General features: G+C 56.1%; 14 protein-coding genes and 5 tRNA genes. 8 read left to right on the forward strand and 11 right to left on the reverse strand.

What is annotated here, in order from left to right; genetic code table 11:
- Positions 1–105: 105 nt before the first annotated feature.
- The 8 genes from proV (at position 106) to leuA (ending at position 10327) form a co-directional block, all read left to right on the forward strand.
- Positions 106–1308, forward strand: coding sequence for a glycine betaine/L-proline ABC transporter ATP-binding protein ProV (proV, locus tag HV355_RS06020; protein ID WP_182401277.1), 1203 nt, complete (start codon positions 106–108; stop codon positions 1306–1308).
- The gene (gene proW, locus HV355_RS06025; protein ID WP_108416422.1) at positions 1301–2371 is read left to right on the forward strand and encodes a glycine betaine/L-proline ABC transporter permease ProW; all 1071 of its coding nucleotides are present in this window, start codon (positions 1301–1303) and stop codon (positions 2369–2371) included. The genes proV and proW overlap by 8 nt, the downstream gene beginning before the upstream one ends.
- Positions 2372–2380: 9 nt before the next feature.
- Positions 2381–3376 (forward strand): glycine betaine/L-proline ABC transporter substrate-binding protein ProX, encoded by a 996-nt coding sequence (gene proX / locus HV355_RS06030; RefSeq protein WP_100166255.1) that lies wholly within the window; start codon positions 2381–2383, stop codon positions 3374–3376.
- A 205-nt stretch (positions 3377–3581) separates the two neighbouring features.
- Positions 3582–4766, forward strand: a complete 1185-nt coding sequence (locus HV355_RS06035; RefSeq protein WP_182401279.1) for an MFS transporter — start codon at positions 3582–3584, stop codon at positions 4764–4766.
- Between the two features lie 314 nt (positions 4767–5080).
- Positions 5081–5611 carry a transcriptional repressor MprA gene (gene mprA, locus HV355_RS06040; RefSeq protein ID WP_089601288.1) on the forward strand — a complete coding sequence of 177 codons (531 nt, stop codon included), beginning with the start codon at positions 5081–5083 and terminating at the stop codon, positions 5609–5611.
- 128 nt (positions 5612–5739) lie between these two features.
- Positions 5740–6912, forward strand: a complete 1173-nt coding sequence (gene emrA, locus HV355_RS06045) for a multidrug efflux MFS transporter periplasmic adaptor subunit EmrA (RefSeq protein ID WP_042714077.1) — start codon at positions 5740–5742, stop codon at positions 6910–6912.
- Positions 6913–6928: 16 nt separating this feature from the next.
- Positions 6929–8476, forward strand: coding sequence for a multidrug efflux MFS transporter permease subunit EmrB (gene emrB / locus HV355_RS06050; protein WP_089601284.1), 1548 nt, complete (start codon positions 6929–6931; stop codon positions 8474–8476).
- 195 nt (positions 8477–8671) lie between these two features.
- Positions 8672–10327: a 2-isopropylmalate synthase gene (leuA, locus tag HV355_RS06055; RefSeq protein ID WP_182401281.1), complete on the forward strand. Its 1656-nt coding sequence runs from the start codon at positions 8672–8674 to the stop codon at positions 10325–10327.
- Here leuA and HV355_RS06060 read toward each other — a convergent pair.
- The 11 genes from HV355_RS06060 to csrA form a co-directional block, all read right to left on the reverse strand.
- Positions 10314–11078, reverse strand: a complete 765-nt coding sequence (locus HV355_RS06060; RefSeq protein WP_120159324.1) for a helix-turn-helix transcriptional regulator — start codon at positions 11076–11078, stop codon at positions 10314–10316. The genes leuA and HV355_RS06060 overlap by 14 nt on opposite strands.
- A 54-nt stretch (positions 11079–11132) precedes the next feature.
- Positions 11133–11648 carry an S-ribosylhomocysteine lyase gene (gene luxS, locus HV355_RS06065; RefSeq protein ID WP_010434381.1) on the reverse strand — a complete coding sequence of 172 codons (516 nt, stop codon included), beginning with the start codon at positions 11646–11648 and terminating at the stop codon, positions 11133–11135.
- A gap of 154 nt (positions 11649–11802) precedes the next feature.
- Positions 11803–13347 carry a glutamate--cysteine ligase gene (gshA, locus tag HV355_RS06070; RefSeq protein ID WP_042716438.1) on the reverse strand — a complete coding sequence of 515 codons (1545 nt, stop codon included), beginning with the start codon at positions 13345–13347 and terminating at the stop codon, positions 11803–11805.
- 83 nt (positions 13348–13430) lie between these two features.
- On the reverse strand, positions 13431–13859 hold the full coding sequence (locus tag HV355_RS06075) for a YqaA family protein (RefSeq protein WP_008499541.1): 429 nt from the start codon (positions 13857–13859) through the stop codon (positions 13431–13433).
- On the reverse strand, positions 13856–14422 hold the full coding sequence (gene yqaB, locus HV355_RS06080; RefSeq protein WP_120159325.1) for a fructose-1-phosphate/6-phosphogluconate phosphatase: 567 nt from the start codon (positions 14420–14422) through the stop codon (positions 13856–13858). The genes HV355_RS06075 and yqaB overlap by 4 nt, the downstream gene beginning before the upstream one ends.
- Positions 14423–14680: 258 nt before the next feature.
- Positions 14681–14757 (reverse strand) — tRNA-Arg (locus HV355_RS06085).
- Between the two features lie 28 nt (positions 14758–14785).
- A tRNA-Arg gene (locus HV355_RS06090) sits at positions 14786–14862 on the reverse strand.
- 29 nt (positions 14863–14891) lie between these two features.
- A tRNA-Arg gene (locus tag HV355_RS06095) sits at positions 14892–14968 on the reverse strand.
- Positions 14969–15032: 64 nt separating this feature from the next.
- Positions 15033–15109: transfer RNA gene (locus HV355_RS06100), tRNA-Arg, on the reverse strand.
- A 4-nt stretch (positions 15110–15113) separates the two neighbouring features.
- Positions 15114–15206, reverse strand: a tRNA-Ser gene (locus HV355_RS06105).
- Between the two features lie 342 nt (positions 15207–15548).
- The gene (gene csrA / locus HV355_RS06110) at positions 15549–15734 is read right to left on the reverse strand and encodes a carbon storage regulator CsrA (protein ID WP_000906486.1); all 186 of its coding nucleotides are present in this window, start codon (positions 15732–15734) and stop codon (positions 15549–15551) included.
- Positions 15735–15933 lie beyond the last annotated feature (199 nt).

Below are 15933 nucleotides of genomic sequence, written 5' to 3' on the forward strand. Positions count from 1 at the left end.
ACCTCAGGGTTGTCTCAGATTCTCAGTATGTTAGGGTTATGCCCGTTAACAATTTACCATGGTAATCATATCGACATAAACTAATAACAGGACACTCTCTATTGCATGGCAATTAAATTAGAAGTGAAAAATCTTTATAAAGTATTTGGCGAGCATCCGCAGCGCGCATTCAAATATATTGAGAAAGGCCTTTCGAAAGAGCAAATTCTGGAAAAAACCGGGCTATCGCTTGGCGTTAAAAACGCCAGTCTGGCCATTGAAGAAGGCGAGATTTTTGTCATCATGGGGTTATCCGGTTCGGGTAAATCCACTATGGTTCGCCTTCTCAATCGCCTGATTGAACCCACCCGCGGGCAGGTGCTGATTGACGGCGTGGATATCGCCAGAATATCAGACGCAGAGCTTCGCGAGGTGCGCAGAAAGAAGATTGCGATGGTGTTTCAGTCATTCGCGCTAATGCCGCATTTGACGGTGCTGGATAATGCCGCCTTCGGGATGGAATTAGCCGGTACGCCCGCTCAGGAACGGCAGGAAAAAGCCCTTGATGCACTGCGTCAGGTTGGGCTGGAAAATTATGCCCACGCGTATCCGGATGAACTTTCCGGCGGTATGCGTCAGCGCGTGGGATTAGCCCGCGCGTTAGCCATTAATCCAGACATCTTATTAATGGATGAAGCCTTCTCGGCGCTCGATCCGTTAATTCGCACCGAGATGCAGGATGAGCTGGTAAAATTACAGGCTAAACATCAGCGAACTATTGTCTTTATTTCCCACGATCTGGATGAAGCCATGCGTATTGGCGACCGTATTGCCATTATGCAAAACGGTGAAGTGGTACAGGTCGGCACCCCGGATGAAATTCTCAATAATCCGGCGAATGATTATGTCCGCACCTTCTTCCGCGGCGTGGATATTAGCCAGGTGTTTAGCGCCAAAGATATTGCCCGTCGAACCCCGAACGGCATTGTCCGTAAAACGCCAGGCTTCGGCCCGCGCTCGGCGCTGAAGCTGCTGCAGGATGAAGACCGTGAATACGGTTATCTGGTTGAACGCGGCAATAAATTTGTCGGCGTTGTCTCCATCGACTCCCTGAAAACGGCTCTCACTGAGAACCAGGGGATCGATGCGGCGTTAATTGACGCTCCGCTCGCCGTGGACGCAGAAACGCCGCTCAGCGAGTTGCTCTCTCACGTGGGTCAGGCGCCATGCGCCGTACCGGTCGTTGGTGAGGAACAACAGTACGTCGGCATCATCTCAAAACGGATGCTGCTGCAGGCTTTAGATCGCGAGGGGGCAAACAATGGCTGATCAATCTAACCCGTGGGGTACCACTGAAGCAGCGGACAGCGCTGCGCAATCTGCCGACGCGTGGGGTTCCACGCCAGCCCCGACCGATGGCGGCGGTGCGGCAGACTGGCTGAACAGCGCACCCGCGCCTGCGCCAGAACACTTCAATATTATGGATCCGTTCCACAAAACGCTGATCCCGCTGGACAGCTGGGTTACGGAGGGGATCGACTGGGTGGTCACCCACTTCCGTCCGGTCTTCCAGGGGATCCGCGTCCCGGTGGATTATATCCTGAACGGCTTCCAGCAGCTGATGCTGGGCATGCCAGCGCCGGTGGCGATTATCCTGTTCTCCCTGATCGCCTGGCAGTTCGGTAGCGCGGGCATGGGGGTCGCCACGCTGATCTCGCTGATTGCCATTGGCGCGATTGGCGCGTGGTCGCAGGCAATGATCACCCTGGCACTGGTGCTGACCGCCCTGCTCTTCTGCGTTGTCATCGGCTTACCGATGGGGATCTGGCTGGCGCGCAGCCCGCGGGCTGCGAAGATTATTCGTCCGCTGCTGGATGCGATGCAGACCACGCCGGCGTTCGTCTATCTGGTGCCGATCGTGATGCTGTTCGGCATCGGCAACGTGCCGGGGGTAGTGGTGACCATTATCTTCGCCCTGCCGCCGATTATCCGTCTGACCATTCTGGGGATTAACCAGGTGCCTGCAGATCTGATAGAGGCATCGCGCTCGTTCGGCGCCAGCCCGCGTCAGATGCTGTTCAAAGTTCAGCTTCCGCTGGCGATGCCGACCATCATGGCGGGCGTTAACCAGACGCTGATGCTGGCCCTGTCGATGGTGGTGATCGCCTCGATGATCGCCGTTGGCGGACTGGGCCAGATGGTGCTGCGCGGTATTGGCCGTCTCGATATGGGGCTGGCGACCGTCGGCGGCGTCGGGATTGTGATCCTCGCCATCATTCTTGACCGCCTGACCCAGGCTGTCGGTCGTGATTCACGCAGTCGCGGCAACCGTCGCTGGTACACCACCGGCCCCGTCGGGTTATTCACCCGCCCTTTCACGAAGTCAAAATAAGGAACAACGATGCGACATAACGTCCTTTTTGCCACAGCGTTTGCCACTCTTGTCTCCACCAGCACGTTTGCGGCTGAGCTGCCTGGTAAAGGCATTACCGTACAGCCGGTGCAGAGCACCATTTCGGAAGAGAGCTTCCAGACGCAGATCGTCAGCCGCGCGCTGGAGAAGCTGGGCTACACGGTCAACACGCCGAGTGAAGTGGATTACAACGTGGGCTACACCTCGATTGCCTCCGGTGACGCCACCTTTACCGCGGTTAACTGGCAGCCGCTGCACGACGACATGTATGCCGCCGCCGGTGGCGACAAGAAATTCTATCGCGAGGGTACCTTCGTGACGGGCGCAGCGCAGGGGTATCTGATCGACAAGAAAACCGCCGATCAGTACCACATCACCAATATTGAACAGCTGAAAGATCCGAAGATCGCCAAACTGTTCGACACCAACGGTGACGGTAAAGCCGACATGATGGGCTGCTCGCCGGGCTGGGGCTGTGAAGCGGTGATTAACCACCAGAACAAAGCCTTCGATCTGGCGAAAACCGTCGACGTGAGCCACGGCAACTACTCCGCGATGATGGCCGACACCATTGCCCGCTTCAAAGAGGGTAAACCGGTGATCTACTACACCTGGACGCCGTACTGGGTGAGCGACGTGCTGAAGCCGGGTAAAGACGTGGTGTGGCTGCAGGTGCCGTTCTCCTCCCTGCCGGGCGAGCAGAAAGATATCGACACCAAACTGCCGAACGGCATGAACTACGGCTTCCCGGTGAATACCATGCATATCGTCGCCAACAAAGCCTGGGCAGAAAAAAACCCGGCGGCGGCCAAGCTGTTCTCGGTGATGAAGCTGCCGCTGGCGGACATCAATGCCCAGAACGCGATGATGCATGCGGGTAAATCGTCAGAAGCGGATGTGAAAGGCCACGTGGACGGTTGGATCAAAGCCCACCAGCAGCAGTTCGACGGCTGGGTGAAAGAGGCGCTTGACGCGCAGAAGTAAAAAATACAACACAACCTTACCCCTCACCCTAACCCTCTCCCCAAAGGGGAGAGGGGACTTTATACACCCTCTCCCCTTTGGGGAGAGGGCTGGGGTGAGGGGATTAACCGCACAAACACACACATAACAATCCCCCAACATTCACCATCATTGGTTATTATGGTTTCCGGAAATATAATCACTCAACTAACGATTCCTGAAACTAATGACAAAAACAACTCAGGGGCTTAGCCCCGCACTCATCCTTTTAATGTCCGTGGCAACGGGTCTGGCAGTCGCCAGCAACTACTACGCGCAACCTCTTCTCGACACCATCGCCCGCGCGCTCAATCTCTCTGCCAGCTCCGCAGGCTTTATCGTCACCGCCGCCCAGCTTGGCTATGCCGCCGGGCTGCTGTTCCTGGTGCCGCTCGGCGATATGTTTGAACGCCGAATGCTGATCGTCTCCATGACCCTGCTGGCGGCCGGTGGGATGTTGATCACCGCCAGCAGCCAGTCGCTGACGATGATGATTATCGGTACCGCCCTGACGGGACTGTTTTCCGTGGTGGCGCAAATTCTGGTGCCGCTGGCGGCAACGCTCGCTTCACCGGAAAAGCGCGGCAAAGTGGTCGGCACCATCATGAGCGGCCTGCTGCTGGGGATTTTACTGGCGCGAACCGTCGCTGGGCTGCTGGCTAGCCTCGGCGGCTGGCGCACCGTTTACTGGGTGGCGAGCGTGCTGATGGTAGTGATGGCACTGGCGCTGTGGCGCGGGCTGCCGAAAGTGAAGCAAGAGAACCATCTTAACTACCCTCAGCTTCTGGCCTCCGTGTTCAGCCTGTTCACGCAGGATAAACTGCTGCGCACCCGCGCTCTGCTGGGGTGTTTCACCTTCGCCAACTTCAGCATTCTCTGGACGTCGATGGCCTTTCTGTTGGCCGCACCGCCATTTAACTATTCCGAAGGGGTGATTGGTCTGTTTGGTCTGGCCGGTGCGGCGGGCGCGCTGGGCGCACGACCGGCGGGTGGGCTGGCTGACAAAGGCAAGTCGCACATGACCACGACTGCCGGGCTGGTTTTACTTCTGCTCTCCTGGGCGGCTATCTGGTATGGGCACGTCTCCGTGCTGGCGCTGATCGTCGGTATTCTGGTGCTCGACCTGACCGTTCAGGGCGTGCATATCACCAACCAGACCGTCATTTACCGCGTGAAGCCAGAAGCGCGAAACCGCCTCACGGCCGGGTACATGACCAGCTACTTTATCGGTGGTGCTGCAGGTTCGTTGATTTCTGCTTCCGCATGGCAGCATGCGGGCTGGACAGGCGTGTGCGCCATCGGCGCCATCATGGCGGTGCTGAATCTGCTGGTCTGGTGGCGTGGCTATCACCGCCAGGAGGCAATTCACTAAGATTTACACTGCTTTAGGCCTCCTGGGGTGTAAAGGGGGCCTGCATCTGTTAATGTTAACGCAATTATTTATTCCAGAAATTTTAATGTGGGTGACATATTTAGTATACGCATGAATAGCTCAGACCCCCATCCTCACATCCCCTCTTCAACGGGTTCATACCCTACGCTTTCTGTGCTCACCGGGTCACGGACTTACCCGGCGCTTTCTGATGGTGACATACGTTTGGCGGATATAACCGCACAAATAATTCATTTACATTATTTGTCACTGTCGTTACTATATCGGCTGTAATTAATGAGGTTATGCCCAAAATGGATAGTTCGTTTACGCCCATTGAACAAATGCTTAAATTCCGCGCCAGTCGTCATGAGGACTTCCCTTATCAGGAAATCCTGCTGACTCGCCTGTGCATGCACATGCAGGGTAAGTTGCTGGAAAACCGTAATAAAATGCTGAAAGCTCAAGGGATTAACGAGACGTTGTTTATGGCGTTAATTACGCTGCAGTCTCAGGAAAACCACAGCATTCAGCCGTCTGAGCTGAGCTGCGCGCTGGGTTCATCCCGCACCAATGCGACCCGTATCGCTGATGAGCTGGAAAAACGCGGCTGGATTGAGCGCCGTGAAAGCGACAACGACCGCCGCTGTCTGCATCTGCAACTGACCGATAAAGGTCACGAATTCCTGCGTGAGGTGCTGCCACCTCAGCACAATTGCCTGCACAAACTCTGGTCTGTCCTCAGCACCGCCGAGCGCGACCAGCTTGAGCACATCACTCGCAAGCTGCTCACCCGTCTGGACCAGATGGATGAAGACGGCGCCATCCTTGAGGCGCTGCGCTAACGCGACGACACGCTCGAATATCCTGATTTAAAAAAGAAAACTGACAGGCCAGCACGTCAAACTGCTGGCCTTTCTGACAACAGGTCGGCTCAGCCGATGTGAAAATAAGAAGATCGTGGAGAACAACAATGAGCGCAAATGCGGAGAATACCAACCCGCAGCAACCGGCCAACAAGAAAGGCAAACGTAAGAGCGCCCTTCTTCTGTTGACCTTGCTCTTTATTATTATTGCCGTGGCATATGGGATCTATTGGTTTTTAGTATTGCGTCATGCTGAAGAGACTGACGATGCATACGTGGCAGGGAACCAGGTTCAAATTATGGCGCAGGTGTCGGGCAGCGTGACGAAAGTCTGGGCTGACAATACCGACTTTGTGCAAAAAGGGGATGTGCTGGTCACGCTCGATCCGACCGACGCCCAACAGGCATTCGAAAAAGCACAGACAGAGCTGGCCTCCAGCGTCCGTCAAACTCGCCAGCTGATGATCAACAGCAAACAGCTTCAGGCCAGCATCGACGTGCAGAAAACCGCACTGGCGCAGGCGCAGAGCGACCTCAATCGTCGTGTTCCTCTCGGCACCGCCAACCTGATTGGCCGTGAAGAGCTGCAGCACGCCCGCGACGCCGTTGCCAGCGCGCAGGCTCAGCTGGACGTGGCGATCCAACAGTACAACGCCAACCAGGCGATGGTGCTGGGCACCAGTCTGGAAAACCAGCCAGCCGTTAAGCAGGCGGCGACCGAAGTGCGTAACGCATGGCTTGCCCTGCAGCGTACCAAAATCGTCAGCCCGATGACCGGCTACGTCTCCCGTCGTTCCGTGCAGCCAGGCGCGCAGATTGGCACCACGACGCCACTGATGGCGGTCGTTCCCGCGAACAATCTGTGGGTGGATGCGAACTTCAAAGAGACGCAGCTTGCGCATATGCGTATCGGCCAGACCGCGACCGTTATCAGCGACATCTACGGCGATGACGTGAAGTACACCGGTAAAGTGGTCGGTCTGGACATGGGGACCGGCAGCGCCTTCTCCCTGCTGCCTGCGCAGAACGCCACCGGTAACTGGATCAAAGTGGTGCAGCGTCTGCCGGTGCGTATCGAGCTGGATGCCAAACAGCTGGCGGATCACCCGCTGCGTATCGGTCTTTCCACGCTGGTGACGGTCGACACCGCCAACCGCGACGGTCAGATCCTCGCAAGCCAGGTGCGCAGCAGCCCGGCTTATGAAAGTAACGCCCGTGAAATTAGCCTCGATCCGGTCAACAAGCTGATCGATGACATCGTGAAGGCAAACGCCGGTTAATCCGAAGGTGAGCGTTATGCAACAGCAAAAGCCGCAAAAACCGCTGGAAGGCGCGCAGCTGGTCATTATGACCATTGCGCTGTCTCTGGCGACATTCATGCAGGTGCTGGACTCCACCATCGCAAACGTGGCGATCCCGACTATCGCCGGGAACCTTGGCTCATCGCTGAGCCAGGGAACCTGGGTCATTACCTCGTTCGGGGTGGCAAACGCCATCTCCATTCCCATCACCGGCTGGCTGGCGAAGCGCGTCGGTGAAGTGAAGCTGTTCCTGTGGTCAACGGTATTGTTCGTTCTCGCCTCCTGGGCGTGCGGCATGTCCAACAGCCTGACGATGCTGATTTTCTTCCGCGTCATTCAGGGGATTGTGGCAGGGCCGTTGATTCCGCTGTCGCAGAGTTTACTGCTGAACAACTACCCGCCCGCCAAACGCTCCATTGCGCTGGCGCTGTGGTCAATGACCGTAATTGTCGCGCCGATTTGCGGACCGATTCTCGGTGGCTACATCAGCGATAACTACCACTGGGGCTGGATCTTCTTTATCAACGTACCGATTGGTGCGCTGGTCGTGTTGATGACCCTGCAGTCTCTGCGCGGTCGCGAAACGCGTACCGAGCAGCGGCGAATTGATGGCGTGGGGCTGGCGTTGCTGGTCGTCGGCATTGGTAGCCTGCAGATCATGCTCGACCGGGGTAAAGAGCTGGACTGGTTTGCCTCGTCGGAAATCATCGTCCTCACGGTCGTTGCCGTGGTCGCTATCAGCTTCCTGATTGTCTGGGAGCTGACGGACGACAACCCGATAGTCGACCTGTCGCTGTTTAAGTCGCGAAACTTCACCATCGGCTGTCTGTGTATCAGCCTCGCCTATATGCTCTACTTCGGCGCGATCGTTCTGCTGCCGCAGCTATTGCAGGAGGTATATGGCTATACTGCGACCTGGGCGGGGCTGGCCTCTGCGCCTGTGGGGTTAATACCGGTTCTGCTGTCGCCGATTATTGGTCGTTTCGCCCATAAGCTCGACATGCGCAGGCTGGTCACGTTCAGCTTCATCATGTACGCCGTCTGCTTCTACTGGCGCGCGTATACGTTCGAACCGGGAATGGACTTTGGCGCGTCCGCGTGGCCGCAGTTTATTCAGGGCTTTGCCGTGGCGTGCTTCTTTATGCCACTGACCACCATTACGCTTTCCGGCTTACCGCCTGAGCGCATGGCGGCGGCATCAAGCCTGTCGAACTTTACCCGAACGCTGGCGGGCTCCATCGGGACGTCGATCACCACGACGCTGTGGACCAACCGGGAATCATTGCACCATGCGCAGTTGACCGAAGCAGTGAACCCGTTCAACCCGAATGCTCAGCAGATGTATAGCCAGCTGGAGGGAATGGGGATGACGGAGCAACAGGCGTCCGGCTGGATTGCTCAGCAGATCACCAACCAGGGGCTGATTATCTCCGCAAACGAGATTTTCTGGATATCGGCGGGGATCTTTATCGTCCTGCTGGGGCTGGTGTGGTTTGCTAAACCCCCGTTTGGCGCCGGTAGCGGCGGCGGCGGTGCGCACTAGTCCTGTGCGCAGGTTGCCGGGTGGCGCTACGCTTACCCGGCCTACGATAACCGGGCCATCATTCGTAGGCCCGGTAAGCGTAGCGCCACCGGGCAACCGCCCCGGCTGTCCAGAACGCGACAGCAATTGTCAGTTTCGATAAAGCAGCGCGCCTGAAATCGATTCACGATAGTGAAAAGACAACAGGAGCGCATCATGCTGAACACACCCGCCGACAAGTACCAACCTTATCCCACGCTTTCCCTGCCCGACCGCCGCTGGCCGGAGCAACGCATCACCCGCGCGCCGCGCTGGCTCTCAACCGACTTACGCGACGGCAACCAGGCGCTTGCCGAGCCGATGGACAGCGCACGCAAGCTGCAGTTCTGGAACCTGCTGCTGGGCTGCGGATTCAAAGAGATTGAGGTGGCCTTCCCGTCCGCCTCCCAGACCGACTTCAATTTTGTGCGTCAGCTGATTGAAGAAAACCGCATTCCGGATGACGTCACGATTCAGGTGTTAACCCAGGCGCGGGAAGATCTCATCCGTCGCACTTTTGAATCCCTGCGCGGTGCGAAACAGGCCACCATCCATCTGTATAACGCCACCGCCCCGCTGTTCCGCCGCCTGGTGTTCGGCATGGAGAAAGCGCAAGTCGTCGAGCTGGCAACGCGCGCCACGCGCCTTATTCGTCAGCTGTGTGAAGAGAACCCGGATACCCGCTGGCAGTACGAGTACTCTCCAGAGACCTTCTGCTTTACCGAACCGGCGTTTGCGCTGGAGATTTGTGAAGCGGTGGCGGAGATCTGGCAGCCGTGCGATGCGCGGCCAATGGTGATTAATTTACCCGCAACCGTCGAAGTGAGCACGCCGAACGTCTACGCCGATCAGATCGAGTATTTCTGCCGCCACTTCAGCCGCCGTCGCGATGTCTGCATCAGCGTGCATCCGCATAACGACCGCGGCACAGGCGTCGCCAGCGCGGAGCTGGCCGTGATGGCAGGCGCAGACCGCGTGGAGGGCTGCCTGTTTGGCAACGGCGAGCGCACGGGCAACGTCTGCCTGGTGACGCTGGCGATGAATCTTTACAGCCAGGGCGTTAGCCCGAATCTGGACTTTAGCGACATGAACCGCGTAGTGGAAGTGGTGGAAGCCTGTAACCAGCTGCCTGTGCATCCGCGCCATCCGTGGGCGGGGCGGCTGGCCTATACCGCCTTCTCCGGCTCGCACCAGGACGCTATCAAAAAAGGCTTTGATGCCCGTCAGCCTGGCGAGCGCTGGGAGATGCCCTATCTGCCCGTCGATCCGCAGGATATCGGCTGTACCTATGAAGCGGTGATCCGCGTGAACAGCCAGTCGGGCAAAAGCGGCAGCGCGTGGCTCATCGAACAGAACCATGGCCTGAAATTACCCCGCGCCCTGCAGCAGGATTTCAGCCAGCACGTGCAGCAGGAAACCGATCGCCACGGGAAAGAGATGACGCAAAATGCGCTGTGGCAGCTGTTCCGCACCCGCTACGGCCTGATAGCGACACCGCAGTATGCGCTGCAATCCTACCGCAGCGACAGCCAGCAGGACGGCCAGCTGCACTTAACGGCAAGCATCTATACGCAGGGAGGAACGCGCCAGCTTGAGGGGCAGGGTAACGGTCTGCTTTCTGCCGCCGCTCAGGGCTTAAGCCGCTGGGTCAACGCCCCGTTCGTGATTAAGGATTACCACGAGCATACGTTAGGCGAACGCAGCGACAGCCGCTCGGTAGCCTACATCCGCTGTCTGTTCCAGGACGGCAGCAGCCGCTGGGGCGTGGGCATTGACAGCGACGTGGCGCGCGCGTCGCTTCAGGCGCTGTTCAACGCCGTCAGTCGTTCTTAAAGTAATCGCTGGGTGAAGTTCCCATCACCCGGCGGAACATCGCCGTAAAGGCGCTGTGACTGCCGTAACCCAGATCCAGCGCCACACGCAGCACCGGCTGGCCCTGCGCCAGCCGCACTAAGGCTTCCAGCAGGCGTGCCCTTCTCACCCACTCACCGTAGCTTAATCCTGTCTGCTGCTGAAAATGGCGGTTCAGGGTACGCTCGCTCATCCCTACCATGCTCGCGGCCTGCGCGCTGCTCCAGCTTTCCCCTGCGTTTTGCCGGATTTGCAGACACAGATGGCGTAATGCCTCACTTTCTGGCTCCGGCAGATAAAACGGCAATGCCGGCATCATGCGGATTTCATCGAGGATGAGCTCATAGACACGTTCATCCCGGCTGCCGGGTGAGTACGATTCAGGTAAAGCAAGGGAGACGAGGATCAGCTCGCGCAACAGCGGGGTGATCTGCACGATCTGGCAGGTGGCCGGGAGATCGGCGCGCGCCAACGGATCAATAAACAGCGTGCGGGCTGCGACATTGCCGGTGATTCGAAGAGAGTGCTGTGTCCCCGCAGGGAGCCAGACGCCGCGACCGGGCGGCACTACCCAGCAGCCGGATGCGGTATCGACCCGCACCACGCCAGTCAGGCTGTGCAACAGCTGAGCGCAGTCGTGCTGGTGCCACGGCTCGCTGTCGCCGTGAACGTAATCATGGGCAAACGGAACGAGGGGGCGATGGGTAAAGGAGAAGGTTGCGGTTGTGGTCATGAGGTTAAACCACCCTCACCCTACCCTCTCCCTGAGGGAGAGGGAAAAGGTGCACTAGATGTGCAGTTCCTGCAGTTTTTCTTTTGGCAGGGCCAGCTCGTCGTTGCTGTTCACGCGAACGTCGCGTTCGATGATGTGGCGCGCGATTTCCTGCGCTTCTTCCAGAGAGTGCATCTGGTAAGTCCCGCACTGGTAAACGTTCAGCTCAGGGATCTGGTTCTGCTCTTTCACCTTCAGCACGTCTTCCATCGCCGCTTTCCACGCATCTGCAACGCGCGTCTCGTCAGGCACACCAATCAGGCTCATGTAGAAACCGGTACGGCAGCCCATCGGAGAGATATCGATGATCTCAACGCCGTTGCCGTTCAGGTGGTCGCGCATGAAACCGGCGAACAGGTGCTCCAGCGTGTGAATGCCTTTCTCTGGCATCACTTCTTTATTTGGCACGCAGAAACGCAGATCGAAAACGGTGATCGTGTCGCCGTGCGGGGTGTGCATGGTCTTCGCCACGCGGACTGCAGGTGCTTCCATACGGGTATGGTCGACAGTAAAGCTATCTAATAACGGCATACGTCACCTCCGATAGTGATTTTTTTTAAAATAAACTGAACTCTTCTACAGAATGCGCGTCTGAGTATATGAAAGACGCGCATTTGTTATCATCATCCCTGAATTCAGAGATGTATATTTTGGCCACAGCGATGTGGCCTTTTTCTTTTTCAGCTCAAGCCTGCTTCGCCAGAAACGCCTCAAACGACTCGGTATCCGCCGCCTCGACCTCTTTCTGACGCACAACGGACGCATCGCGTTCCGCCACAAAATCCGCTTCGCTCAGCACTTCTAACGGCTCCTGCATCAGCATCTCACGGTACTCCGCTGAGAGTGAACGCCCTGTGCCGCCAATGCCCTGATCAATCATAGAACGCAGAATGCGTGCTGAGAACGTCAGTTCAGGATTATCAAAGCTTTCAACCAGCTGGTCGCAAACGGCCTGATACGCTTCACCACCGTATACGCTGTCCATCGTCTGGGCCACGCGCTTCAGGTCGTGGAACAGATCTTTACCCACCTTAGCGAGCGGGAACTGTGCCGTTTCACAGCCGATGCCTAACGTCAGGCCAGGCTTGCGCCCTTCCAGAATCACGCGATTCCAGTTGGTGCGGGTACAAAGCAGTTCGTCTGAACTCATTTCCGGCGCATCCGCCAGCACGCACCAGACCATAAACAGATCGAGGAAGCGAACCTGCTGCTCGTCGACGCCAATCGGCGAGAACGGGTTGATATCCAGCGAGCGTACTTCAATGTATTCGATCCCGCCGCGCTGCAGCGCGTCCGACGGCGTTTCACCGCTGCGGGTAACGCGTTTTGGACGAATCGGCGCATACAGCTCGTTTTCAATCTGCAGCACGTTACTGTTGATTTGCAGGCGCTTGCCGTCTTTTTCGAGGCCGATTTTCTCGTACTCTTCGGACGGGGTTTTGATCGCCCGCTTCAATCCTGCCACATACTCGTGCAAATCGTTAAACGTAATACCGAGATTGCTTTGCGATTTATTGGTATAGCCAAGGTCGCTCAGGCGCAGAGAGGTCGCGTAGGGCAGGTAATACATCCCGCACTCGGTTTTCTCGAACGGCAGCGTGGTCGGTTTTCCCTGCAGGAAGGAAGAACAGATCGCCGGAGAAGCACCAAACAGATACGGAATGATCCAGCCAAAACGATAATAGTTGCGGATCAGGCGGAAGTAGCCCGCTGAGATCGCGTCTTTATCGGTTTCGCCGCATTTTGCCTGCCAGAACGCCATTGGCAGTGAGAAGTTGTAATGCACGCCTGAAATCGTCTGCATCAACGCGCCGTAGCGGTTTTTCAACCCTTCGCGATAAAGCGTCTTCAGTTGACCGATATTGGACGTGCCGTATTGTGCCAGCTCAATCTCCTGCCCCTGCTCGATATAGCACGGCATGCTGAGCGGCCACATGCGCTCATCGCCCATGTTACGGGCAGTAAAGCGATGAATGTCACGCAAAATGGAAAGCATATGATCAACATCACCTTCCACCGGCGTGATGAATTCCAGCAGCGCCTCAGCAAAATCGGTTGTGATCCATTTATGTGTCAGCGCCGAGCCTAACGCCTTCGGGTGACCCGTCGTCGCTAAGCTACCGTCCGCGTTAACGCGCAGCGTTTCACGCTCAAGACCACGCTGAATACCCTTCAGAGCCTGAGGGTGGTTTTCCAGCCAGGCCAGCGCCTGAGATACGTCCGGGATCAAATTGACCTCCCGCCTGTCAAAGTAATGTTACTCAGCATAATTGTAATGGTTGACGATTGAAGGTCGCGTATTCATTCCACCAATTAGTGCCACCACGTCATACCCTGTAGTGTTGCCCACGCCACGAGAACATAGCGCAACGCCTTGCCAAGGCACAAAAAAAAGAGCACCGGTCCCCAGGAGATGCGCATCCATCCCGCCAGCAGACACAGTAAATCGCCTATTACAGGCATCCAGCTTAATAACAGCGTGGCAGCGCCATAGCGTTTTAGCCAGCCGACTGCCTTTTCCTGCCAGCGCGACTTTTCGCGCAGCGGAAAGAAACGCCCAAGAATAACGTTAGTCAGCCCCCCAAGGCTATTACCCATTGTTGCTATTAATACAAGCAGCCAGGGCTGACTCACGCCGGACAACAGCATCGCCACCAGTACCACTTCCGAATTTCCCGGTAACAGCGTGGCGCTTAAAAAACTGCTGGCAAATAATGAGGCGAGTGACAGCGCGTCACTCACAGTAAGCGCACATCCACCGCGTCCATTCCGGCATCACGCGCGGCCTGGATACCGAAATCGGCATCTTCAAACACAACGCATTTTGCCGCCGGGACGCCCATTAACTCTGCGCAGAGCAGGAAGGTGTCCGGTGCGGGCTTGTGATGTTTAACATGATCGGCGGCAACCACGGCAGAAAAATAGTGGCGAAGGCCAAGATGGTTGAGTAATGCCTCAGCAATCGCACTTTCGCTACCCGTTCCTACCGACATCGGACGACGCCCGTGCCACTCTTTTACCACGTCAATCAGCGGCAGAGGGCGTACGGTATCTAAAAGCATGGCTTTTACCGCATCGGTTTTTTCACGTGCGAGCAGGTGCGGGTCGAGATCGGCCTGATTCAGTTCAATCACGGCCTGCGCAATACGCCAGGTGGGGGATCCGTTGAGGGCAATCATCGCCTGAAGGTCGAAACGCATACCGTAGCGGCCCAGAACGTCAGTCCAGGCTTTACGATGCGTAGGTTCGGTATCCAGAAGAGTGCCATCCATATCGAAGATCAAACCGTCATACTGTGCGTACATCGTGCTCTCGCTAACCGATTAACAAAGCATTACTTTATCGTAAATGGTGGTTTTTGTCGCTGATTGCGAAGTGATAACTACGAGAGTGATTAAGAACTAAACATCGAAGGGAATAACAGAAGAGATGGTGCATCCGGGAGGATTACTCGGCTTACGCCTCGCCCTGCGGGCCGTTGCTGAAGCAACGTTATCCTCCCTGGTGCTTGCGATTAACTCGCAGACCTTGAAACAACAGCGTTGCTATTATCTCGGAGAATATGGTGCATCCGGGAGGATTCGAACCTCCGACCGCTCGGTTCGTAGCCGAGTACTCTATCCAGCTGAGCTACGGATGCATCAGGGAAATGCTTTAGAAACAGTAAATGGTGCATCCGGGAGGATTCGAACCTCCGACCGCTCGGTTCGTAGCCGAGTACTCTATCCAGCTGAGCTACGGATGCATCAGGGAACTGCTTTCAGAAATAGTAAATGGTGCATCCGGGAGGATTCGAACCTCCGACCGCTCGGTTCGTAGCCGAGTACTCTATCCAGCTGAGCTACGGATGCATCGGGATTTACTACTGTACTGCTCGATATTCATATCACTTCTAAAGCAATATGAAGTAATAGATGGTGCATCCGGGAGGATTCGAACCTCCGACCGCTCGGTTCGTAGCCGAGTACTCTATCCAGCTGAGCTACGGATGCAAAATGGCGGTGAGGCGGGGATTCGAACCCCGGATGCAGCTTTTGACCGCATACTCCCTTAGCAGGGGAGCGCCTTCAGCCTCTCGGCCACCTCACCACACAACGCCTCTTTCGAGTGCTTCGAGTAACTCGTTAAGAGCTTCTCGTCGCTGCGTGGCGCATATATTACTTTCTGGGACTTATAAGTCAAACAATTTTCCACAACCTTTTATCGTTTGCACAAATCGCACGCAATTCGCATGTAAAAGCCGCAAAGAGGGTGTTTTATAAGCGGATTTTGCAGACATCTTCACAGAAAACTCTTGTAAGAAACACGCAGTCAGGACGAGATAAGAGTGAGGGAGTGGTTAAAAACAGAGCGATTGAAATAGAACGGTAACTTTATGCAGGAAAAATGGCAGGAGGGTTGCGTCTCGCCCGACAGCGAGACGCGACAATATCAGTAACTGGACTGCTGGGATTTTTCAGCCTGGATACGCTGGTAGATCTCTTCACGGTGGACAGATACTTCTTTAGGAGCGTTAACACCAATACGTACCTGGTTACCCTTTACCCCTAAAACTGTCACGGTGACCTCATCCCCAATCATGAGGGTCTCACCAACTCGACGAGTCAGAATCAGCATTCTTTGCTCCTTGAAAGATTAAAAGAGTCGGGTCTCTTGTATCCCGGCATTATCCATCATATAACGCCAAAAAGTAAGCGATGACAAACACGTAAAGTGTAAGCAGTCACGGCATCACATTCTGTTAAACGTAAGTTTAGCCGATATACACAAACTCAACCTGACTTTATCGTTATCGATAGCGCAGTGAACAAGACGC

The sequence above is a fragment of the Enterobacter sp. RHBSTW-01064 genome, assembly GCF_014103035.1.
Taxonomy (GTDB): Bacteria; Pseudomonadota; Gammaproteobacteria; order Enterobacterales; family Enterobacteriaceae; genus Enterobacter; species Enterobacter mori.

Excerpts from the sequence above, each read along its gene's own strand:
- proV (WP_182401277.1), top strand. The coding sequence starts at position 106 with ATGGCAATTAAATTAGAAGTGAAAAATCTTTATAAAGTATTTGGCGAG.
- proW (WP_108416422.1), top strand. The coding sequence starts at position 1,301 with ATGGCTGATCAATCTAACCCGTGGGGTACCACTGAAGCAGCGGACAGC.
- proX (WP_100166255.1), top strand. The coding sequence starts at position 2,381 with ATGCGACATAACGTCCTTTTTGCCACAGCGTTTGCCACTCTTGTCTCC.
- HV355_RS06035 (WP_182401279.1), top strand. The coding sequence starts at position 3,582 with ATGACAAAAACAACTCAGGGGCTTAGCCCCGCACTCATCCTTTTAATG.
- mprA (WP_089601288.1), top strand. The coding sequence starts at position 5,081 with ATGGATAGTTCGTTTACGCCCATTGAACAAATGCTTAAATTCCGCGCC.
- emrA (WP_042714077.1), top strand. The coding sequence starts at position 5,740 with ATGAGCGCAAATGCGGAGAATACCAACCCGCAGCAACCGGCCAACAAG.
- emrB (WP_089601284.1), top strand. The coding sequence starts at position 6,929 with ATGCAACAGCAAAAGCCGCAAAAACCGCTGGAAGGCGCGCAGCTGGTC.
- leuA (WP_182401281.1), top strand. The coding sequence starts at position 8,672 with ATGCTGAACACACCCGCCGACAAGTACCAACCTTATCCCACGCTTTCC.
- HV355_RS06060 (WP_120159324.1), bottom strand. The coding sequence starts at position 11,078 with ATGACCACAACCGCAACCTTCTCCTTTACCCATCGCCCCCTCGTTCCG.
- luxS (WP_010434381.1), bottom strand. The coding sequence starts at position 11,648 with ATGCCGTTATTAGATAGCTTTACTGTCGACCATACCCGTATGGAAGCA.
- yqaB (WP_120159325.1), bottom strand. The coding sequence starts at position 14,422 with ATGTACGCACAGTATGACGGTTTGATCTTCGATATGGATGGCACTCTT.
- csrA (WP_000906486.1), bottom strand. The coding sequence starts at position 15,734 with ATGCTGATTCTGACTCGTCGAGTTGGTGAGACCCTCATGATTGGGGAT.